We start from the raw sequence: 21,706 nt of genomic DNA on the forward strand, positions 1-21,706 counted from the left end.
CTGGTCAGCTCACTGCACCCCGGCTGACTGCACGGCGTTCTAGGTTCCCTTGGAATACCCGTACTCCGATGGCATGGGGGCCACCTACGAAATTTCGGAGGTGGGGGTGTCGGTAATGACGCTGAATAGCTGAGCATCGCTGAGCGACTGGATATCTGCCACGGCGTCTATGACCTCTTGCGTGTCGTCCAGCGCGTCTAGGTCATCAGCCGCAGCACACAGCATGTTCCGGATTCCTTGCGCCAGGTGCGCCGCCTTATCGGCATCCGGCTTTCCCTCAGCGACCATGCGGCTTAGCGATTCCGCATAGCTGTGCGCATAGCTCAGGGCTTCGGCCAGCGAAACGGCATGTGAGGGTGCGCAGTCATCAGCGAGCATGGGACTCCTTCACGCCAGCACACGCGCCAGCGAAGTTGCAGCGCACCAAAGGCGCAGGTCAGAAAACGTGGGGATTTCAGCCGGCTGAGGGTGCCTGGTTGCGGCAGCACACCCCGGGGAGACACCCCTTCCCCTCAGGCATTGACCGGCAGGGAGGGGAGAAGCTGCCATGGCTAATTGAACAGTTTGCGCGGGACTGGCGCACCCTTGACTGGCTGTGCCCGCTGCCCCGAACATGACGCCATGGATGCAGGATTGGCCGCAGTGCTCGGCGCATTGGCGGGTTCAATAGCGACGATCAGCGCAGCGATAGCCGCTAATAGGTCACAGAGAGAAACAGCCCGATTTGCCGCACGTGCTGAACATCAGCGTCAACGTCGGGAACCGCGCCACGGCGTCTATAAGGAATTCATTGCGCACGCTTCACAATTACGAGAACAATTGGATATATTCGCAAACTTTGACTTGTATCCGAATTCGGTCACTGACGAGACGGTGAAGCGATACAACGACACGGCCAAGGTTCTCCAAGGGAAATGGGTAGAAGTTGGCCTAGTAGGTCCTGGGGATGTTTCCGCTTCCAGTAAGGTGATCGAACAACTGGGGCGGAAATCAGCCCTCCAGGTAAATCGATTGCAGTGGTTCATTGATCAGGGAAGCGAGCAACGTAAGATCGAAGAGCAGACAGCTATCGCAGGAAGTTCCGTGCAATTGACTGAGTTGCTCGACAAATTCATTGATACGGCTCAAGCCGCATTGGATGACGACGGAAGCCTGAGATAGGTGCCCTGAGCCGGTGGAAACAGGGCACCTATATCAACGGCGCTTCCATGCCCGGTAGCAAGCCAGACACATTGACTTCCGGTATCCCGGAGAGTCCGGCCAGGAAACGCCCCGGGCAACAAGCTGAGAGCGCGTCAGCGGATAGAAACAGCTCACATCCGCTGGCACGCCTAGACCGTCTTCCGTACACAGTTCACAGAACGGGCTATCAGCCATAGTGGTCCGTCCGCATCTGCCGCAGCACGTCTAGCGGAATGGTCGGGGGCACCAGCGGGTTACCGTCAGCGCCATAGTGCGTGAGATCAACCAGGGTGCCCCGCTGACGAACCGTGCCTCGCGTTACCGGCGCTGCACCAGGCTGAGGGAAGACGACATCAGCGAAAGTGTGCGTGTCGGCAAAGCACGGGGCTCCATTCGCGTCCCGGGGCCAGACCAGATATGCAGGCTGGCCGTTGTAGTCCGGCCCCGGGTCGAGTAGGTCATGGGCCATTACTCAACCTCACCGTTGATGGCCCGGTTGCGCTTCGCCTCAAAGGCTTCCGAAAACTCGGCAACCCGGCGGTTGGCCTCACTCTCAACAATCCTGGTCAGCTCAGCGGCAACATCCACCGAGTAGACACGATCCCCCACAGGAACGGTGCGCTGCGAAACTGGAACCTCTAGCGCAGACTCGGCATTCTGAGCCGCCTGCACCACGATGCGACGCTTTTCACGAGCCGCAGCAAAACGAATCAGCCCCTCAAGGAATGGCATCGTGTTCGGGTCGTACTCAAGAGGCTCATATCCCTCAGAGTCGCGCGCCTCAGCGGCAATATCCGTCCATCGGGAAAGAAGGGCCCGGTCATACTCACGGGCACGCTCAGCGCGCTCAGCGGCAATCTGAGCCTGCCGCGCATCCTCAGCGGCCTCAGCCTCAGCCAACTTCACGGCAGCCGCCTCAGCAGCCTTACGCGCCTTCTCAACGGCGTTCTCAGTCATGTGTGTTATCCCTCCGGATCAGTTGGCGTTTAGCTGAGTGGCAGCCTTGCGAGCGTTTGCCGCGTAACCCATGGCCATTCGCTGACCGGGGCTAATGGCAACACCCTGAGCCTCAGCGTTCCGCAGATGGGCGGCAACGGCGTCAGCCTCTTCACTGGCCCCCGCTGCAATGGATTCGATGTGCTGCCGGTTGCGCTCCGGGCTTCCCTTGTCCTCTGAAGTGGTGTCGGTAGCGTCCGCAACCATGTACCACGGAGTGTTGTCAGTCACTGATTATTTCCTCTTTCTGTTTGATCACTTCCGAAATTTCGGAGGTGGCTACGGGCGTAGCTGGATGTGCCGGAAGTGGTGTCCATGGCGCGGGTAGCCAGCACGCCGCATGATGCGGTTAAGAGCACCCTTCGGCACCACTGGCCGGTTACGTTGAATGAGCCAGCGGCAAACGGCTTCGCCTAGCTTGTCGCGGTTCAGGTGTGCGCCTGGTTCGTCGACAGTCAGCGCGCGAATCGCGTCATAGACATGCGGGATGTACTGGCGCTCATGCTCGGGTATTCCGTTCGTGTCAGTCAGACTCGGCACGGTTACCACCTAGCGCGAGTATGCGCAGCACGGCCAGCGCCGCAAACAGCTCAGTGCGCGAACGCTCATCCCTGGGCACAATCGCGTGAGTTTCCAGAATGTGAAGCGCCTGCCTGGTGTCTATCGGTTGCATTGGGTTCCCTCCGGGCATGGAAAAGCCCCCGGCTAGCGTTGCCTCTCACTGCGTAGGCGGCAATTCCCGCAGCGAAGAGAACCGGCGCTAGCCGGGGGCTGGTCTATGAGTGGTGCTCGGGGAAAGGTTTGCCGCCTACCCGAACAATGGGGACGCGCTTAACGCTGCCCTCAAGATGGGTCTAGTGAGTCGAAGGCCGGAAAGAACGAAAATCCGTGATATTCGAGCCGGCTCGGGGTATTCGTTATTCGACCGTTACACTTTCTTGGCTGCCCGGTAAAAGGCAGTCTTACAGCGAGAAGAGCAGAACCGGCGTGGTCGGCCAGCACCTTCCCAACCCGTGTTTCCCCCGCAGTGCTCGCAAGCCTTTTCCCAGCGCTCTTCGTCCAGCGCAAGCCTGACCGCCGTTCGCTGCCGTTCGCGCTCCGCCTGCATGTCCCGACACGTGGCGCTGGACTGCTCAGGCACGGCACAGACCCGCTGTTTGCCCCTCAGCGGCCGGAACGGCGCTCCGCACAGCTCACAGGTCATGTCGGCAGACTTCGGCGCTCTGGCAGCCCTATAGGCGCTCGTACGGCAGCGGGCAGAGCAGTACAGCCGGTCAGAGCGGGCACCTTCGGGGAGGTCAGCGCCACAGCCCATGCAGTCGTACCGTCGCTCAGTCATGGGGTGTTCCTTATCTCGAATGCAGGGTTACGGGTCTCCCATTTGTTGCTAGGTATATGGGAGTTGTTTGGATGAGTGAGAACATTACATATTGAATTAGGAACAACTAACAGAGAGTAGTTAGCTGTTGAGTCCTTCGCGCTGTCTAGCCCTGCCGACTAGCCCTGTGAGCGGCCTTCCGGCAACGGTCAGAGCAGAAGCGCCGGTGACGCCCTATCCCGCTGTACTCAATGGCGTTGTCACAGCTAGGCGCTTCACAGCGGGGACCAGTCGCCTGAGCCTCAGCAAGGCGGAGCGCTGCCGCAATGGCCTGGTGCACGGCCGTGGCCTTATCGCTGTCAGGCTTCGTTATGGCACCCCACGCTAGCGATTCGGCGTTACGCAGTGCAGTCATAAGGTCGGTGGTCATGTGTACTTCCTAGGGACGTAATGAGACGGAATCCCCAATCCGAAGGGACGGAACGGGGACGGAATAGCCGGGGCGTGCGACGAAACGAGACGAAATGAGGCCAAGGAAAAGCCGCCCGGTCACGTAACCGGACGGCTTAACCCTCAAACCAGCGCGAGACCTTTACGGCTCTGCGCTTCCCGTTCCATATAGACGGACAGAAGACCGATGCGCTGAGCCTGTAGCTCCGCGCTGTTCCCAAGGTTGTCCCGAAAGGCGCGCACCAGGCGGCCCCTGTGGGATTCCTCTTCGGCCCAAGACATGATCTGTGCCCAAAACTTGTCAGCGCTCATGTGGTCTCTCCTCCGCGTTGCGCTCTCAGAATGGGTCTAGGGGGTCGAATGCCAGCCGCAATCTGACGGAGCGTCAGGTTTGGGATCATGAAAGAGCCCCGCCGGGCATTGCTGCCTGACGGGGCCTGGTGGTGCTACGCGGCAAGAGCCTCCGGGAAGCCCATGAGCGCCTGTTGCAGAGCCTCAAGGCGGCTGACGCGCTGTCGGGTGTACTCCGTGCCCTCCCCGGCCCTCACAGCGCCGTACAGGGCTTCCAGGGTGCGGGCAATGCGCTTCCACTCCACTTCACGGTAGAACGCTGCCTCTTCGGCTTCCTGCGCCGCTTCCCAATCTTCGCGTGACATCATGGTGCCTTCCCTTTAAGAGGGAAGCCGGTCAGGTCTCTTCCGCCAAGTCGTGGCCTGACCGGCCCCGTTCGATTCCGTTAGATCAGACGGCAAATTGGTCGGACAACTCCTCTTCCCTGGCAATGTCGACTAGCGCGGCTTCTGCCGGGTTGAGGTCTTGCCACCAGGCCGGACCTGCATAGGTCACCGTCGCTCGCTGCGGGTCGAAGCGCCTAGGTGCTCCGGGTGTTACAGGGCGAATCACTACGCGCGCCCCTAGGTCGGTTAGCAAGCCCCTCCGCCCTTCGTCGTCCCGCTGTTCCCATTCGTCAGCAATCGTCTTGCCAGTGGTTACCCAGCGGCCTTCGGCGTGGTTGGCTTCCGCCAGTAGCTCAGCCTGTCGCTTTTCCAGCGCTGTGAGCTGACGGATTACCACCCTTGCCGCAGTTCCGTTCGGGTCCAGTTGGGCAAGGTTTCCTGCAAGGCGCTCAATCTGGCCCGTGACTTCGGAGAGTTGCAGTACCGCGCTGCCGTCAGGCTCAGCCCAGCGCATCACTTCGAAACTTCCGAACCGTTTGAGGAAATCGCCGGTCACCAGTTCGTCAAGAAGTGGGGCAGTAATGACGTTGGGCTTGTGGGAGCCCAGTTTTCCGACCCCGCGACGGCACACGTACGGGCTGTAGTCCTTGCCCCTCACTGTGCGCCGTTGCTTGTACAGGGGGCCGTTACATTCTGAACAGCGCGCCACGTGCAACAGAAGCGTTTTACCGATTCGCTCGCTGCCGCGCCCTTTCGCCTTGCCGTCAAGAATCGCGCGAACTGCGGACCAGGTCTCTCCATTAAGGATTTCCGGTCCGGCCGATACGGGTTTTCCTTCGGCGTCTAGTACAGGCTGGTTGTTGAGCGCGCTCCGCTTTTCGTCGGGCACGGCTTGCACAAGCCAGCCGCGAAGGGCAGGGGTGTATAGGGCGTCCCGCAACGTGGTGATGTGCCAGCGCTGGTTACGCAAGTTGCGTCCATCCCGCTGGCGTGCATGATCCGCCGGGGGCAGGATTCCGCGTTCATTCAGTTCGCGGACAAGACCAGCCAGTGACGCGCCGTGATTGATGAGCTTGTCAGCGCAGTCACGCAAGACACTCGCCGCTGATTCGTCAATGACCCATCGCTTGTTGTTGATCGGTCCGCTGACTGCGTAGCCGTACGGGGCCAGTCCGCCAAGATGGTTTCCCTTTGAGCGAAAGTGCTTCTTGCTGTCCGTGATGCGGGCTTTGATCATGTCCCGCTCGTATTCAGCGAATGCGGCAAGGACGTTGATGATGATGCTTGCGTTCTCCGGGCTGACAACTCCGTCAGCCGTGATGATCGTTGTTTTAGTCGATTTGGCAGCGTCCAGGAGTCGCTGAAACTCCAGCACGCTCCGCGCGTACCGGTCGAGCTTCGCGGCAACGACGAAGTCAACACGCGGAAGCCAGGAAAGCACTTCGCGCATTCCGGGGCGGTCTTCGAGCTTGCTTGCTCCGCTGACGTTGGTGTCTGTGGCGACGTGTACGACCTTCCACCCGCGCTGTTCCGCGTATGCCTTACAGGCTGCGATTCGGTGGTCAGGGGCTTCCTCGGCGAAGAGGCGCGACAGGCGGTCATAGATGACACAGGTGGGTTGGCTCACAGGCTCCCCTGAGTGAGTCGAATGCCTATGTAGTGCTAGGCGAGACACCCGGGCGGGTGCGGAACCGTGCACGCCAACGCGGCGGCTGACGTACCGGCCCGGCTGGAAGCGCTCGGCACGGCCGCGGGCCTCGATCGGTCCGCCCTGCACAGTCAGGTGGCGGCCGCCCTGGCGGTCGTGCTGCATCTCGTCCGCGACCGGGCCGGACGGCGACGGATCGCCGAGGTGCACGTGTTGGAGCGGGACCCGTCGGGGCTGGTGCGGACGGTGCCGGCGCTGAGGTGGGGCGCGGAGGCGTTCGCGTACGAGCGGGGCTGGGAGCGCCTACGGGGGCTGCTTCGTACCGAGTCTTTCGGCGAGGGACGGCCTGGTGAGCGGGATGGGTGAGGCGGAGATGCCGGTGGTGGTGGCCGCGGTGTGTGCCGGGGCGGCTGTCTGGCTGATGGGAGAACGGCACTCCGGGGCGCGGCGGGCGCGGTTGCTGCTCATCGGCGGCGAAGCGGACGGCGTCGGGCCGCCCTCGTGGCGGAACCTCGTGGGTGAACTGCGGCGGATCCGTGAGCGGCTGCGGGCCGAGTGGTGGTCGGCGGTCGTCGGACTGGTGCTGTCGTTGCTGGGCGCCTCGGTGCTGCCGGTGGCCGCGGGACTGGCCGGGGTGCCGTTGCTGAGGCGGCTGCGGCTGGCCCGGGAGGCGAGGCGGACGCGGGAGCTCCGGGGGGACGCGGTGATCGCACTGTGCGGGGCGCTGGCCGGGGAGGTTCGCTCGGGCAGGCAACCGGGCGAGGCGTTGCTGCGGGCCGTCCACGACTCCGGTGGGTTCGGCGGCGCGCAGGCCGCGGTACTGGCGGCGGCGAGGTTCGGCGGGGATGTCCCGGGCGCCCTCGCGACGGCGGCGCGGCAACCGGGCGCCGAGGGACTGCGTGGACTCGCCGCGTGCTGGCGGGTGGCCGTGGACCAGGGGGCGGGCCTCGCGGACGGACTCGACCGACTCGAAGGCGCGTTGCGTGCCGACCGGGACCAACGCGCCGACCTGCGCGCCCAGTTGGCGGGCGCCCGGTCGACGGCGGTGATGCTCGCGGGCCTGCCGGCCCTGGGTCTCCTCCTGGGCGCCGCTCTTGGCGCCGACCCGCTCCACGTGCTGCTGCACACGGGGCCCGGCCTGGGGTGCCTGCTGGTCGGTGCGGTGCTGGAGGGCGTGGGGATGTGGTGGGCGACGCGGATCGTACGACGGGCGGAGGCGACGTGAGTGCGGACGTTGTCCACAGCCTGGGGGTGCTGGTGGGGGCGGTGCTTGCTCTCGTCTGGCTGGCACGTTGGGCGGGGGCGGTGCGGCGCGAGCGGACGGTACGGCGGCGGCTGGCCGCGGTGTTGCCCGGCGCGGGGAGAACCGCGTCCGTCGGATCGCGCGTCGACGTGCGGGAGTCCGCGCGACGGTGGCTTCCCGTGACGGGCGTGGCGGGCGCCGTGTGGGTGCTGGTCGGCGGCGTCGCGGGTGCCGTGATCGGGGTGGCTGTCGGGGCGGGACTGTGGCGGTGGCGTCTTCGGCAGGCGACTGTCGTCGCGGCCGGCGGGGCGGACGGCGACGCTCGTGAAGCGGCTCGACAACTGCCGCTCGCCGCTGACCTGTTGGCGGCCTGCATCGCGGCGGGCGCCGGGCCGGTGATCGCGGCGCAGGCCGTCGGTGAGGCTCTCGGCGGCCCGGTCGGGGAATCCCTGGCGCGCGGTGCGGCGGAGGTACGGCTCGGCGGTGAACCGGGCGAGGCCTGGCGACGGCTCGCCGCGACACCGGGCGCGGGGGCCCTGGCTCGGCTGCTGGAACGGGCCGACGTCTGCGGGCTGCCGGCCGCCGCACCGGTCGCCAGACTCGCCGCCGACGCCCGCGCCGACTGGACGCGCACCGCGACGGCACGGGCCAGACGCGCGGCGGTGATGGTCACCGCGCCGGTGGGGCTGTGCTTCCTCCCCGCGTTCATCACGGTCGGAGTCCTGCCCGTGGTGATCGGACTGGCGGGCGGGGCGCTGGGAGGGGGTGATGGATGAGGGGACGCGGGGCGTGGTGACAGGCAGCCACTGACACACGTCGTCAGTCGGCGCCGAACGGCAGGTAAGCAACGGAACTGATCCTCACGGGGGTTGAGATGTACGCGGTTGGGATGTGCAAGGCGGTACGGGCGCGGATGGGCGCCCTGGTGTCCAGGGCGCGGGCGGCGCGGAGGGACGCGGGAATGGTCACCTCGGAGTACGCGATGGGAATCGTCGCAGCGGTGGCGTTCGCGGTGGTTCTCTACAAGGTGCTCTCCAGCGGAGAGGTCAGCGCGGAGTTGCAGGGCATCGTGAAGCGGGCCCTCGATGCGCAGATGTGAACGAGGGGCGGACAGGGGGTTCGTCACGGCGGAGGCGGCCGTGGTGCTTCCGGTGCTGGTGATGTTCGCGATGGCGTTGGTGTGGGTGCTGCTGGCCGTCGCCGCGCAGATCCAGTGTGTGGACGCGGCACGGTCGGGTGCTCGCGCGGCGGCTCGTCAGGACTCGGCCGACGCGGTCGTCGCAGTGGCCCGAGGGGTGGCGCCGCGCGACGCGAAGGTCACGGTCACTCGGGAGGGCGATCAGGTCCGTGTCGCGGTCGTGGCGAGGCCACCGGCACTGCACGGCCTGCCCTTCGAAGTCCGGGAGGAGGCCGTGGCGTCGGTGGAGGAGACCGTGGGGGAGGGGAGGTGAGCGCCGCCTGTTCGGGCCGCGTGCGGGGAGCAGTCCGGCACGTGACCGCCCGGCTCATGACCGCCCGGCTCGTGTCCGCCCTGCGTGCGGTCGGTCGAGGCAGGGGCCGGGATCAAGGCTCCGCCACCGTGTGGAGCGTCGCCGCGATCGCCGTGCTGTGTGTGGTGGTCGGGGTGGTGCTGGCGATGGGGCAGGCCGTCGTGGCCCGGCATCGCGCGGCCGGCGGTGCCGATCTCGCGGCGCTCGCGGCGGCGGACCACTGGGCGGACGGCGGTACGGCGGCCTGCGCCCGGGCGGACCGCGTGGCTCGGGCGCAGCGTGCCCGGCTGGTGAGGTGCGTGCTCGTGGGTGATATCTCCGACGTGTCGGCGGCATCGGGACGGGGGCCGTTCGCGGCGGAGGTCAGGGCGCGGGCGGGGCCCGCGGAGGCGGAGCCTGTGCCTGTGCCTGTGCCTGATCCGGATCCTGGGCGGGCCTCGGCTCCGGCCCCGGCTCAGGATCCGTAACCCGCAGCGCAAGCCCCGAGCCTGCGCCAACCCCGCCGGGGTGGACCTTCAGGCGGCGCCTACGCCAGTTGCTCCCCCGGCCGAGGCGGAGGTCCTCCCGCAACAGGCCCCGCCTCCGCCTCTCCCGCCTGCTCCTCCGGCGCCCCCCGCAGCAGCACCGTGAGCAGCCGTACCGCCCCCCGCTTGTGCAGTGGGTCGTTGCCGTTGCCGCACTTGGGGGACTGGATGCAGGACGGGCAGCCGGCCTCGCACTCGCAGGAGGCGATGGCCTGGTGGGTCGCGGTGAGCCAGGCACGGGCGGTGTGGAAGGCGCGCTCCGCGAAGCCCGCGCCGCCGGGATGGCCGTCGTAGACGAAGACCGTGGGCAGCAACGTGTCGGGGTGCAGCGGGACGGACACGCCGCCGATGTCCCAGCGGTCGCAGGTGGCGAAGAGGGGCAGCATGCCGATCGACGCGTGCTCGGCGGCGTGCAGGGCGCCGCCGAGGATCTCCGGATTGATCCGGGCCTCGTCCAACTGGTCCTCGGTGACCGTCCACCACACCGCGCGGGTGCGCAGCGTACGAGGAGGGAGGTCGAGCTTCGTCTCGCCCAGCACTTCACCGGTGATGAGCCGTCGACGCAGAAAGGAGACCACTTGGTTGGTGACCTCGACGGAGCCGAGGCACAGGCGGCCGTCCCCCCAGGGGATCTCGACGTCGGTCTCCAGGACGGAGATGGCCGTGGTGTCGCGGGCGACCGTGGCGTACGTGGGGCTGGCCTGCTCGACCAGGGCGACCGAGTCCTCCAGGTCGAGTGAGCGCACCAGGTAGGTGCGGCCCTGATGCAGGTGGACCGCGCCCTCGTGCACCGTCGAGTGCGCGGCGCCCTCGTCGACCGTGCCCAGCAGGCGGCCTGTGCCGGCCTCGACGACCTGGACCGGCCGGCCGCCCTCCCCGCGGATGTCGGTGAGGTCGGCGGCCCGCTCCCGGCGGGTCCAGTGCCAGGCCTTCGTGCGGCGGCGCAGCAGCTTCGCGGCCTCCAACTGGGGGAGCAGCTCCTCGCACGCCGGACCGAACAACTCCAAGTCGTCTTCCGTCAAAGGCAGTTCGGCGGCGGCCGCGCACAGGTGCGGGGCCAGTACGTACGGGTTGTCGGGGTCGAGGACCGTGGACTCCACGGGCTGGTCGAAGAGAGCCTCGGGATGGTGGACGAGGAAGGTGTCCAGCGGGTCGTCGCGGGCGATCAGGACGGCGAGGGCGCCCTGGCCGGAGCGGCCGGCGCGGCCTGCCTGCTGCCACAGCGAGGCGCGGGTGCCCGGATAGCCGGCGATCAGGACGGCGTCGAGGCCCGAGACGTCGATGCCGAGTTCCAGCGCGGTCGTCGCGGCGAGGCCGAGGAGTTCGCCGGAGTGCAGCGCCTGCTCGAGGGCGCGGCGCTCCTCGGGGAGGTAGCCGCCGCGGTACGCCGCGACACGCCGGGCCAGGGAGCGGTCGACCTCGGCGAGGCGTTCCTGGGCGATCACCGAGATCAGCTCGGCGCCGCGCCGGGAGCGTACGAAGGCGACCGAGCGCACGCCCTGCACGGTGAGGTCGGTCAGCAGGTCGGCCGTCTCGGCGGTGGCCGTGCGGCGGACCGGCGCGCCCTTCTCGCCCTGCATCTCGGTGAGCGGCGGCTCCCAGAGGGCGAACACCAGTTCACCGCGAGGGGAGGCATCGTCGGCGACCTCGACCACCCGGAGGCCCGTGAGACGCCCCGCGGCCTGGGAGGGCTGCGCGGCGGTCGCGGAGGCCAGCAGGAACACGGGAGAGGCTCCGTAGCGGGCGCAGAGACGGCGCAGGCGGCGCAGCACCTGGGCGACGTGCGAGCCGAACACGCCGCGGTAGGTGTGGCACTCGTCGATCACGACGTACTTCAGGGCGCGCAGGAAGGAGGACCAGCGGGGGTGGGACGGGAGGATGCCGCGATGCAGCATGTCCGGGTTGGTCAGAACGTAGTTCGCGTACTGGCGCACCCATTCGCGTTCTTCCACCGGCGTGTCGCCGTCGTACACCGCGGGACGTACCGAATGACCCAGAGGTTGTGAAAATTCCTTCACGGAGCGGCACTGATCCGCCGCGAGTGCCTTCGTGGGGGCCAGGTAGAGGGCGGTGGCGCCGCGGCCGTTCGGTGCCTCGGAGCCGTCCAGGAGCGTCGAGAGGACAGGGACCAGATACGCCAGGGACTTGCCGGACGCCGTGCCGGTGGCGACGACCACCGATTCGCCGTCCAGGGCGTGCTCGGCGGCGGTCGCCTGATGGGCCCAGGGGTGTTCGATGCCACAGGCCCGCACGGCGGCGATGACCTCGGAGCGGATCCGGTCCGGCCAGCGGGCATGGCGGCCCTCACGTGGGGGCAAGTGCTCCGTATGAGTGATGCGCGAAGTCCGGCTCGGCCCTGCGGCGAGCCGGTCCAGGATGGTGCTCGGCGAGAGCCGGGCGGCGGGCTGGGCCGAGGGTCGATCGGATCGGTGATTCTTGGCCATCGGGACCGAGTGTGTCACTGGCGTGACGGACAATGGGACCAAGGCGTCGTGCACGCCTGCCGGTAAGTGATTGAATGCCATCGCGGCTGGCGAACCGTCCTGGGGGCTTCAAGCCGAGGTGTCCCGAGGGGCGACCGCTCGATAGCAAGGTGCTGGAGGATCCGTGGACCTGTCCCTGTCGACCGAAACCGTCGGCGATCGCACGATCGTCAGGGTCGGTGGCGAAATCGACGTATATACCGCGCCCAAGCTGCGCGAGCAGTTGGTCGAGCTGGTGAATGACGGCAGTTTCCACCTTGTCGTCGACATGGAGGGCGTGGACTTCCTCGACTCCACCGGTCTCGGCGTGCTGGTCGGCGGCCTGAAGCGGGTGCGTGCCCATGAGGGCTCGCTGCGCCTGGTCTGCAACCAGGAGCGCATTCTGAAGATTTTCCGTATCACCGGCCTCACCAAGGTGTTCCCGATCCACACCTCGGTCGAGGAAGCGGTTGCGGCGACCGACTGACGACCGGTCCGGGCGGGACTCGAAGGGTCCGCGCCCGGCACGGCCGACGTTGAACGAGGGGTCCGGGCTCTCCATCGCCCGGTCCCCCCACCGCACGCCCGTAGTTCCGAGGGGGATGCATGGCCACCGTTGAACTCCGCTTCAGTGCGCTGCCCGAGCACGTCAGGACCGCCCGACTGGTGGCGGCAGCGGTGGCGCGCAGGGCCGGAGTGGACGAGGCCGTACTCGACGAGGTCAGACTCGCGGTCGGCGAGGCCTGTTCCCGTGCCGTCGGACTGCACCAGAACGGCGGCATCACGGCGCCGGTGAAGGTGCTGCTGATCGAGGAGGAGAAACAGTTCTCCATCGAGGTCGGCGACGAGGCACCGCGGCACGCCCCCGGCGACCGGGCACCCGGCAGTGCGGGTGACGACGCCGAGGCCGACGAGGACGAGATGGGCCTCGCGGTCATCAGCGGCCTGGTCGACGACGTGGAGGTCACCGCCGGCGAGCACGGCGGGGCCATTCGTATGACGTGGCCGAGCACACCTTCCGTCGCGGTGCTTCCCTGACGACAGACGTCAGCCGACGTCACCGACGCACCCCGAATCACTACCGAGGGGCCCTGCTGAGCAGGGCCCCTTGGTTGTTTTCCAAGAGCGTTTTGAATTCGTGAAAGAATTCACGATCAATTTCCGATCATTGAATCTGATGAAAATGCTTTCGAGGCGTTACCGCGTGTCGGCGACCTGTGGCAGATTCCGTTTACCGCGTACTGTTTTGATCAGGAACAGATCTCTAGAATCCGTCCACATCTTGAGCTCAGCCCCAGCGTCAAGGAGGACGAATGGCGGGGCTTTCTTCCCCAGATCAGCTGAACCACTCCACAGCCCTCGCGGCAGCGGTTCTGACCGACGGCAACCGGGTCATGGTGTCGATCATCGGCGTCGTGGCCCTGGCCGCCCTCGTGGTGGCGGGCATCCTGGTACGCCAGGTACTCGCGGCGGGTGAGGGCACCGACAGCATGAAGAAGATCGCGACGGCGATCCAGGAAGGAGCGAACGCCTATCTGGCCCGGCAGTTGCGCACGCTCGGCGTATTCGCCGTCGTCGTGTTCTTCCTGCTCATGCTGCTGCCCGCGGACGACTGGAATCAGCGCGCCGGACGGTCGGTGTTCTTCTTGATCGGCGCGGGTTTCTCGGCCGCCACCGGCTATATCGGCATGTGGCTCGCCGTACGGAGCAATGTGCGGGTGGCCGCCGCCGCGCGCGAGGCGACCCCGGCGAAGGGTGAACCGGAAAAGGATCTCACCGCCGTCTCGCACAAAGCCATGAAGATCGCTTTCCGTACCGGCGGCGTCGTCGGCATGTTCACGGTGGGGCTCGGTCTGCTGGGCGCCTCCTGCGTGGTGCTGGTGTACGCGGCCGACGCGCCGAAGGTCCTCGAGGGCTTCGGTCTCGGCGCGGCACTCATCGCGATGTTCATGAGGGTCGGCGGAGGCATCTTCACCAAGGCCGCCGACGTCGGCGCCGACCTGGTCGGCAAGGTGGAGCAGGGCATTCCGGAGGACGATCCGCGCAATGCCGCGACCATCGCCGACAACGTGGGCGACAACGTCGGCGACTGCGCGGGCATGGCGGCGGACCTCTTCGAGTCGTACGCCGTGACGCTGGTCGCCGCGCTGATCCTGGGCAAGGCCGCCTTCGGCGACGCCGGGCTCGGCTTCCCGCTGCTCGTCCCCGCGATCGGCGTGATCACGGCGATGATCGGCATCTTCGCGGTCGCCCCGCGCCGCGCCGACCGCAGCGGCATGTCCGCGATCAACCGCGGGTTCTTCATCTCCGCGGTGATCTCGCTGGTGCTGGTGGCGGTGGCCGTCTTCGTCTATCTCCCCGGGAAGTACTCCGACCTGGACGGTGTCACCGACCCGGCGATCCTGGGCAGGAACGGCGACCCGCGGGTCCTCGCCCTGGTCGCGGTGGCGGTCGGCATCCTGCTCGCGGCCGTGATCCAGCAGCTGACGGGCTACTTCACCGAGACCAACCGCCGTCCGGTCATGGACATCGGCAAGTCATCGCTCACCGGCCCGGCCACGGTCGTCCTCGCCGGAATCTCCGTCGGCCTGGAGTCGGCCGTCTACACCGCCCTGCTGATCGGCCTCGGCGTCTACGGGGCGTTCCTCCTGGGCGGCACGTCCATCATGCTGGCGCTGTTCGCGGTGGCGCTGGCCGGCACCGGCCTGCTCACCACGGTCGGCGTGATCGTCGCGATGGACACCTTCGGGCCCGTCTCCGACAACGCGCAGGGCATCGCCGAGATGTCCGGCGACGTCGAGGGCGCGGGCGCCCAGGTGCTCACCAACCTGGACGCGGTCGGCAACACCACCAAGGCCATCACCAAGGGGATCGCCATCGCCACCGCCGTCCTGGCGGCGTCGGCGCTCTTCGGGTCGTACCGCGACGCCATCACCACCGGCGCACAGGACGTGGGCGAGAAGCTGTCCGGTGCCGGGGCGCCGATGAGTCTGATGATGGACATCTCCCAGCCCAACAACCTCGTCGGACTCATCGCCGGCGCCGCGGTCGTCTTCCTCTTCTCGGGACTCGCCATCAACGCCGTGTCGCGGTCGGCGGGCTCCGTCGTCTACGAGGTGCGGCGGCAGTTCCGTGAGCGGCCCGGGATCATGGACTACAGCGAGCAGCCGCAGTACGGCAAGGTCGTCGACATCTGTACCCGGGACGCCCTGCGCGAACTCGCCACCCCCGGACTGCTCGCCGTGCTGGCGCCCATCTTCATCGGGTTCACGCTCGGGATCGGCGCCCTCGGTTCTTTCCTCGCCGGAGCGATCGGCGCGGGCACCCTGATGGCGGTGTTCCTCGCCAACTCCGGCGGCGCCTGGGACAACGCCAAGAAACTCGTCGAGGACGGCCACCACGGCGGCAAGGGCAGCGAGGCCCACGCCGCGACGGTGATCGGCGACACGGTCGGTGACCCCTTCAAGGACACCGCCGGTCCGGCGATCAACCCTTTGTTGAAGGTGATGAACCTGGTCGCTCTGCTCATCGCGCCCGCGGTCATCAAGTTCAGCTACGGCGACGACGCGAACGTCGGCGTACGGATCGCGATCGCGATCATGGCGTTCGTGGTGATCGCGGGCTCGGTCTACATCTCCAAGCGGCGTGGGATCGCCATGGGTGACGAAGACAACGCCGACGAGTCGCCCAAGTCGGCCGATCCGGCGGTGGTTTCGTAGCCGGACTTGGTCAGTCCCAGCTCAAAGGGCGGGCGGGCGGCGCGTGTTCACGTGCCGCCCGCCCGCCCTTTGCGTGGGCGCGCTCCCTTCCCGTGAGCCTTCTCTCGCCGGTGCAAATACTTAAATAACGGTCATAAAGGATGTTCGGTATATGAGCGTCGCCCACTTGGCGTGTATGTTCCGGGGCCGAGAGCCATGGAAGGGACCAATCCGGTGAACAAGAAGCTCGCGGCCGCACTGTCCGGCGGTGCGGTACTGGTGCTCGCGCTGTCGGGATGCAGCAGCGACGACGGCAACGACAAGCTGAACACCTGGGCGAAGGAGGTCTGCGACGCCGTACAGCCGCAGGCCAAGAAGATCGAGACCGCCAACGCCGCGATCCAGAAGCAGACCTCGGACAACAGCACGCCGGAAGAGGTCCAGAAGACCGACGCCCAGGCCTTCCAGGACATGTCGGACGCCTACAAGGCGATCGGGGCCGCCGTGACCAAGGCCGGGCCGCCGGACGTCGACAACGGCCAGAAGAAGCAGCAGGACGCGGTCAAGGAACTCAACGACACGTCCACGTCGTACGGGGACCTGCAGAAGCAGGTCGACGAGCTCGACACCAAGGACCAGGCGAAGTTCGCGGACGGTCTCAAGGACATCGCGACCGAGCTGGCCAAGCTCAGCAAGAGCGGGAACGACGCGCTGAAGACCCTTGAGGAGGGCGACGTCGGCACGGCGATGGCTGAGCAGCAGAGCTGCAAGGCGGCGCCCTCCCCGGCTTCGGCGCCCACGGGCTGACGCGCATCGGCGTCCGCGGGGCACGACGAGCTGAGATCCGCGGGCGCCCAGGGTCACAATGGGGGCGTGAGTATCTCCGGCCTGCCCGCCCTGCCCGCGTCCGACCGTCCCGATGTCACCGCCCGGCTGCGGGAAGCCCTGCTAGGGGCCTCCTTCACCGCCGACGGCCTGCTCGAACTGCTCGGCGCCCCCGCGTACGCGGCGCTGGCCCGCAGCGAGACGGTGCCCGCGCTCCGCGCGACACGCGGGGACACGCCACTGGAGACGCTCGTACGGCTGTTCCTGTTGCAGCAGCCCGTGCCGCACGCGCGTGTGGAGGCCGTGCTCCCCGTCGAGGCCTGCCTGGAGAGCGGGTGGCTGGTCCGGGTCGGCGGGGAGGGCGACGGCCCGCTCGCCGGTGACCTCGCCGCGGCCGTGGACGTACGGCCGTACGGCGGACCCGCCGGCGAGGACTGGTTCATCGTGTCCGACCTGGGATGCGCGGTCGGCGGGGCAGGCGGCATCGGCAGCAAGGACGAGGGCGTCGTCCTCGGCGTGGGCGGCGCGTCCACGACTCTCGCCGGCATCACGATCCGTACGCCCGTGCACGCCGCCCTCGACCTCGGCACCGGCTCCGGGATCCAGGCGCTGCACGCCGCCCAGCACGCCACGCGGGTGACGGCGACCGACCTCAACCCGCGCGCGCTGCACATCACCGCGCTCACGCTGGCCCTGTCCGGGGCGCCCGCCGCCGACCTGCGCGAGGGCTCGCTGTTCGAGCCGGTCCGGGACGACGAGACCTTCGACCTGATCGTCTCCAACCCGCCCTTCGTGATCTCGCCGGGCGCCCGGCTCACCTACCGGGACGGCGCCATGGGCGGGGACGATCTGTGCCGCTCGCTCGTTCAGGGGGCGGGGGAACGACTGCGGGAGGGCGGTTTCGCGCAGTTCCTCGCCAACTGGCAGCACGTCGAGGGGGAGGACTGGCAGGACAGGATCAGGTCGTGGGTGCCGCGCGGCTGCGACGCCTGGATCGTGCAGCGCGAGGTGCAGGACGTCACGCAGTACGCCGAGTTGTGGCTCAGGGACGCCGGTGACCACCGCGGTGACCCGGCCGAGTACCAGGCGCGGTACGACGCCTGGCTGGACGAGTTCGAGGCGCGCAAGGTGAAGGCCGTCGGCTTCGGCTGGATCAGCCTGCGCAAGACCGGGGCGCCGGTGCCCTCCGTCACCGTCGAGGAGTGGCCGCACCCGGTCGAGCAGCCGCTCGGCGACACCGTCCGGGCACACTTCGGCCGTCTCGACTACCTGCGGGCGCACGACGACGCGGCCCTGCTCGCGGGCCATTTCAAGCTGACCACCGAGATCGTCCAGGAGCAGGTCGGGCTGCCCGGCGCCGAGGATCCCGAGCATGTCGTGCTGCGGCAGAACCGTGGGATGCGCCGGGCCACCAAGGTCGACACGGTCGGCGCGGGCTTCGCGGGTGTGTGCGACGGCTCGTTGAGCGCGGGCCGCATCCTGGACGCGATCGCCCAGCTGGTCGGCGAGGATCCGGTGTTGCTGCGTGACCGTACGCCGGCCCAGATCCGGCTGCTGGTGGAGCAGGGGTTCATCGAACCGGCGTGACCTGCTTGGGCAGGCCGGCGCTCTTTCCGGACGGCGGAAAACATGACGGGGGAGCCGCCTCCGACGGCAGGAGGGCAGCCGGAGCGCGGCAGGAGCGCGGCAGGAGCGCGGCAGGAGCGCGACAGAAAATTATCCGCGCCCCTTCTGCGGTTCACAGCCCCCCACGAGCGGCGGGAGACCAGGAGCCCGCAGCCGTGTCGTCCCCGCGTTCACCCGGGGTTCGCCTGTGCGCCGTCCACGCGTGTCAGCCTCCACGGGCTGGACACGCGCGGACTGAAAAGGGGCACCGGGTAGCCATGGAGAGCGGACCGGCGATCTTCGTCGGAGTGGTGTTCGCCCTGTTCGGAGGCGGACTGCTGGTGTGGACCGCGACCCGGGTGCGACGTCGGGAACCGGTCGCCCACGGTGTGAGTCCGGTCGCATCGGTGACCCTCGCGAGCGTCGTCGGCCTGCTCGCGCTCGCCCTCGGAACGTGGTGCTTCACCCAGCTGTGAACGCCCGTTGCCACGGCGGCACCAGTAATTGAGGGATCACCCTCCGGATAGGTCCGGAAAGGCCGGTGGGCACTCCGGGCGGCAGGAATGGCGGTAGTCGGGTTACCGTTCGAGTGGCCGTTGCGGGCTTTTCCCGTTTGACACGGGGGCGGGATGTACCGTCACACTCCGCAGCGTCAGCACGACCCGACCCCGGGACCAAGCCCTGGGGAGAGACCCCAGCGTCGACCGGAGAGAAGAGCGAAGTTGTCCCCGACCAGCGAGACCGCACAGGGCGGCCGCCGACTCGTCATCGTCGAGTCGCCTGCCAAGGCGAAGACGATCAAGGGCTATCTCGGCCCCGGCTACGTCGTCGAAGCGAGCGTCGGGCACATCCGCGACCTCCCCAACGGCGCCGCGGAGGTGCCCGAGAAGTACACCGGCGAGGTCCGACGCCTCGGCGTGGACGTCGACCATGACTTCCAGCCCGTCTATGTCGTCAACGCCGACAAGAAGGCCCAGGTCAAGAAGCTCAAGGACCTGCTGAAGGACTCCGACGAGCTCTTCCTCGCCACCGATGAGGACCGCGAGGGCGAGGCGATCGCCTGGCATCTCCAGGAGGTGCTCAAGCCCAAGGTCCCGGTCAAGCGGATGGTCTTCCACGAGATCACCAAGGCCGCGATCCAGGCCGCCGTCGCCAACCCGCGCGAGCTGAACCAGAAGCTGGTCGACGCCCAGGAGACCCGCCGCATCCTCGACCGTCTCTACGGCTACGAGGTCTCGCCGGTCCTGTGGAAGAAGGTCATGCCGCGCCTGTCGGCCGGCCGTGTCCAGTCGGTCGCCACCCGACTCGTGGTGGAGCGGGAACGCGAGCGCATCGCGTTTCGTTCTGCCGAGTACTGGGACCTGACGGGTACCTTCGCGACCGGCCGCGCCGGGGACTCGTCGGATCCGTCGTCGCTGGTCGCCCGCCTCCAGACCGTCGACGGCAGGCGGGTCGCGCAGGGCCGCGACTTCGACTCGCTGGGACAGATCAAGAGCGCGAACACCCTCCACCTCGACGAGGCGAACGCCCGCGCGCTGGCCGCCGCCCTGGAGCAGACGCGGTTCGCCGTCCGCTCGGTCGAGTCGAAGCCGTACCGCCGCTCGCCGTACGCCCCGTTCCGTACGACGACGCTCCAGCAGGAAGCCTCGCGCAAGCTCGGCTTCGGCGCGAAGGCGACCATGCAGGTGGCCCAGAAGCTGTACGAGAACGGCTTCATCACCTACATGCGTACGGACTCCACGACGCTGTCCGACACGGCGGTCACCGCCGCCCGCGCCCAGGTCACGCAGCTGTACGGCGCCGACTACCTGCCGGCCTCGCCGCGCACGTACGCCGGGAAGGTCAAGAACGCGCAGGAGGCGCACGAGGCGATCCGCCCCTCGGGTGATCGTTTCCGCACCCCGGCCGAGACGGGCCTCACCGGCGACCAGTTCAAGCTCTACGAACTGATCTGGAAGCGGACCGTCGCCTCCCAGATGAAGGACGCCACCGGCAACTCCGTCACGGTGAAGATCGGTGGCGCCGCCGCCGACGGCCGGGACGTCGAGTTCAGCGCCTCCGGCAAGACGATCACCTTCCACGGCTTCCTGAAGGCGTACGTCGAGGGCGCCGACGACCCGAACGCCGAGCTGGACGACCGCGAGCGCCGACTGCCCCAGGTCGGCGAGGGCGACCCGCTGAGCGCCGAGGAGATCACGGTCGACGGGCACGCCACCAAGCCCCCGGCCCGCTACACCGAGGCCAGCCTGGTCAAGGAGCTCGAGGAGCGCGAGATCGGCCGCCCGTCGACGTACGCGTCGATCATCGGCACGATCCTGGACCGCGGCTACGTCTTCAAGAAGGGCACCGCCCTGGTGCCGTCCTTCTTGTCCTTCGCCGTGGTCAACCTCCTGGAGAAGCACTTCGGGCGGCTCGTCGACTACGACTTCACCGCCAAGATGGAGGACGACCTCGACCGCATCGCCCGCGGTGAGGCGCAGTCCGTGCCGTGGCTCAGGCGCTTCTACTTCGGCGAGGGTGAGGGCGAAGGGGCGGCCGCTGGCCGTGCCGCCGACGCCGGCAACGGCGACGGGGACCACCTCGGCGGCCTCAAGGAACTGGTGACCGACCTGGGCGCGATCGACGCGCGTGAGGTGTCCTCGTTCCCGGTGGGCGGCGACATCGTGCTGCGGGTCGGGCGCTACGGCCCGTACGTCGAGCGCGGTGAGAAGGACTCCGAGAACCACCAGCGCGCGGACGTTCCCGAGGATCTCGCCCCGGACGAGCTGTCCGTCGAGTTGGCGGAGGAACTGCTCGCCAAGCCGAGCGGTGACTTCGAACTCGGTGCCGACCCGCTGACCGGCCACCAGATCATCGCCAAGGACGGCCGCTACGGCCCCTACGTCACCGAGGTGCTCCCCGAGGGCACCCCGAAGACCGGCAAGAACGCCGTCAAGCCGCGTACCGCCTCACTGTTCAAGTCGATGTCCCTCGACACCGTGACCCTTCAGGACGCCCTCAAGCTGATGTCGCTGCCGCGCGTCGTCGGCAAGGACGCCGAGGGTGTGGAGATCACCGCGCAGAACGGCCGCTACGGCCCGTACCTGAAGAAGGGCACGGACTCGCGGTCGCTGCAGGCCGAGGACCAGCTCTTCACGATCACCCTCGAAGAGGCGCTGGAGATCTACTCCCAGCCCAAGCAGCGGGGCCGGGCCGCCGCCAAGCCGCCGCTGAAGGAGCTGGGCGAGGACCCGGTCAGCCAGAAGCCGGTCGTGGTGAAGGACGGCCGCTTCGGGCCGTACGTCACCGACGGGGAGACCAACGCGACCCTGCGCTCCGGCGACAGCGTCGAGGAGATCACCCCGGAGCGCGGCTTCGAACTGCTCGCCGAGAAGCGGGCGAAGGGGCCCGTCAAGAAGACGGCGAAGAAGGCGCCCGCGAAGAAGGCCCCGGCCAAGAAGGCGGCGGCGACGAAGAAGACCGCGGCGAAGAAGACCACGACCGCCGCGAAGAAGACGACCGCGAAGAAGACGACGACGACCGCCAAGAAGACGACGGCCAAGAAGGCCACGGCTTCGAAGACGGCCACGGAGGACTGAGCCAGCCTCG

Annotated in this window: 20 protein-coding genes and 1 pseudogene; 14 read left to right on the forward strand and 7 right to left on the reverse strand. The window is 67.7% G+C overall.

From position 1 onward, the window contains the following. Window positions 1-84 precede the first annotated feature (84 nt). Window positions 85-378, reverse strand: coding sequence for a hypothetical protein (locus tag ACFYRY_RS30295; RefSeq protein WP_389152485.1), 294 nt, complete (start codon window positions 376-378; stop codon window positions 85-87). Between the two features lie 243 nt (window positions 379-621). Between ACFYRY_RS30295 and ACFYRY_RS30300 the strand changes: the two genes are divergently transcribed. Further along, the gene (locus ACFYRY_RS30300) at window positions 622-1,161 is read left to right on the forward strand and encodes a hypothetical protein (protein ID WP_389152488.1); all 540 of its coding nucleotides are present in this window, start codon (window positions 622-624) and stop codon (window positions 1,159-1,161) included. A 489-nt stretch (window positions 1,162-1,650) separates the two neighbouring features. Here ACFYRY_RS30300 and ACFYRY_RS30305 read toward each other — a convergent pair whose 3' ends face one another. The 5 genes from ACFYRY_RS30305 to ACFYRY_RS30325 all read right to left on the reverse strand — a co-directional run bounded on the left by ACFYRY_RS30305 (window position 1,651) and on the right by ACFYRY_RS30325 (window position 6,250). Beyond that, complete coding sequence (locus ACFYRY_RS30305) at window positions 1,651-2,139, reverse strand: hypothetical protein (protein WP_389152491.1); 489 nt, start codon at window positions 2,137-2,139, stop codon at window positions 1,651-1,653. 18 nt (window positions 2,140-2,157) lie between these two features. Continuing rightward, entirely contained in the window at window positions 2,158-2,409 is a 252-nt protein-coding gene (locus ACFYRY_RS30310; protein WP_389152493.1) for a hypothetical protein, read from the reverse strand. 1,660 nt (window positions 2,410-4,069) lie between these two features. Beyond that, complete coding sequence (locus tag ACFYRY_RS30315) at window positions 4,070-4,258, reverse strand: hypothetical protein (protein WP_119989729.1); 189 nt, start codon at window positions 4,256-4,258, stop codon at window positions 4,070-4,072. Between the two features lie 134 nt (window positions 4,259-4,392). After that, entirely contained in the window at window positions 4,393-4,605 is a 213-nt protein-coding gene (locus ACFYRY_RS30320; protein WP_389152496.1) for a hypothetical protein, read from the reverse strand. Between the two features lie 82 nt (window positions 4,606-4,687). Continuing rightward, window positions 4,688-6,250: a recombinase family protein gene (locus ACFYRY_RS30325; protein ID WP_389152499.1), complete on the reverse strand. Its 1,563-nt coding sequence runs from the start codon at window positions 6,248-6,250 to the stop codon at window positions 4,688-4,690. 45 nt (window positions 6,251-6,295) lie between these two features. Here ACFYRY_RS30325 and ACFYRY_RS30330 point away from each other — a divergent pair. From ACFYRY_RS30330 to ACFYRY_RS30355, 6 genes and pseudogenes are all read left to right on the forward strand, one after another. Continuing rightward, window positions 6,296-6,637, forward strand: a pseudogene (locus tag ACFYRY_RS30330) (ATPase, T2SS/T4P/T4SS family); the annotation flags it as partial. Next, window positions 6,630-7,496: a type II secretion system F family protein gene (locus tag ACFYRY_RS30335; protein ID WP_389152983.1), complete on the forward strand. Its 867-nt coding sequence runs from the start codon at window positions 6,630-6,632 to the stop codon at window positions 7,494-7,496. The pseudogene ACFYRY_RS30330 and the gene ACFYRY_RS30335, both read left to right, overlap by 8 nt. Further along, window positions 7,493-8,290, forward strand: coding sequence for a type II secretion system F family protein (locus ACFYRY_RS30340; protein WP_389152502.1), 798 nt, complete (start codon window positions 7,493-7,495; stop codon window positions 8,288-8,290). The genes ACFYRY_RS30335 and ACFYRY_RS30340 overlap by 4 nt, the downstream gene beginning before the upstream one ends. A gap of 113 nt (window positions 8,291-8,403) precedes the next feature. Continuing rightward, window positions 8,404-8,613 carry a DUF4244 domain-containing protein gene (locus tag ACFYRY_RS30345; RefSeq protein WP_389152985.1) on the forward strand — a complete coding sequence of 70 codons (210 nt, stop codon included), beginning with the start codon at window positions 8,404-8,406 and terminating at the stop codon, window positions 8,611-8,613. Continuing rightward, window positions 8,600-8,965, forward strand: coding sequence for a TadE family type IV pilus minor pilin (locus tag ACFYRY_RS30350; protein ID WP_389152505.1), 366 nt, complete (start codon window positions 8,600-8,602; stop codon window positions 8,963-8,965). Before ACFYRY_RS30345 ends, ACFYRY_RS30350 begins: the two co-directional genes overlap by 14 nt. A gap of 56 nt (window positions 8,966-9,021) precedes the next feature. After that, entirely contained in the window at window positions 9,022-9,471 is a 450-nt protein-coding gene (locus ACFYRY_RS30355) for an Rv3654c family TadE-like protein (RefSeq protein WP_389152988.1), read from the forward strand. 59 nt (window positions 9,472-9,530) lie between these two features. Here ACFYRY_RS30355 and ACFYRY_RS30360 read toward each other — a convergent pair whose 3' ends face one another. Then, complete coding sequence (locus tag ACFYRY_RS30360; RefSeq protein WP_389152508.1) at window positions 9,531-12,053, reverse strand: DEAD/DEAH box helicase; 2,523 nt, start codon at window positions 12,051-12,053, stop codon at window positions 9,531-9,533. 82 nt (window positions 12,054-12,135) lie between these two features. Between ACFYRY_RS30360 and bldG the strand changes: the two genes are divergently transcribed. The 7 genes from bldG to topA all read left to right on the forward strand — a co-directional run bounded on the left by bldG (window position 12,136) and on the right by topA (window position 21,696). Further along, the gene (gene bldG, locus ACFYRY_RS30365) at window positions 12,136-12,477 is read left to right on the forward strand and encodes an anti-sigma factor antagonist BldG (protein WP_006132569.1); all 342 of its coding nucleotides are present in this window, start codon (window positions 12,136-12,138) and stop codon (window positions 12,475-12,477) included. A gap of 119 nt (window positions 12,478-12,596) precedes the next feature. Continuing rightward, a complete protein-coding gene (locus ACFYRY_RS30370) occupies window positions 12,597-13,028 on the forward strand; it encodes an ATP-binding protein (protein ID WP_389152511.1) in 432 nt (143 codons plus the stop codon). A gap of 275 nt (window positions 13,029-13,303) precedes the next feature. Next, the gene (locus ACFYRY_RS30375; protein ID WP_389152514.1) at window positions 13,304-15,709 is read left to right on the forward strand and encodes a sodium-translocating pyrophosphatase; all 2,406 of its coding nucleotides are present in this window, start codon (window positions 13,304-13,306) and stop codon (window positions 15,707-15,709) included. Window positions 15,710-15,904: 195 nt separating this feature from the next. Further along, a complete protein-coding gene (locus tag ACFYRY_RS30380) occupies window positions 15,905-16,495 on the forward strand; it encodes a small secreted protein (RefSeq protein ID WP_389152516.1) in 591 nt (196 codons plus the stop codon). A gap of 66 nt (window positions 16,496-16,561) precedes the next feature. After that, window positions 16,562-18,100, forward strand: a complete 1,539-nt coding sequence (locus ACFYRY_RS30385; protein WP_389152518.1) for a methyltransferase — start codon at window positions 16,562-16,564, stop codon at window positions 18,098-18,100. Window positions 18,101-18,396: 296 nt separating this feature from the next. After that, window positions 18,397-18,594, forward strand: coding sequence for a hypothetical protein (locus ACFYRY_RS30390; RefSeq protein WP_389152521.1), 198 nt, complete (start codon window positions 18,397-18,399; stop codon window positions 18,592-18,594). 246 nt (window positions 18,595-18,840) lie between these two features. Then, complete coding sequence (topA, locus tag ACFYRY_RS30395; protein ID WP_389152524.1) at window positions 18,841-21,696, forward strand: type I DNA topoisomerase; 2,856 nt, start codon at window positions 18,841-18,843, stop codon at window positions 21,694-21,696. The last annotated feature ends 10 nt before the right edge of the window (window positions 21,697-21,706 follow it).

This window comes from Streptomyces sp. NPDC005263 (assembly GCF_042872365.1).
Lineage (GTDB): Bacteria > Actinomycetota > Actinomycetes > Streptomycetales > Streptomycetaceae > Streptomyces.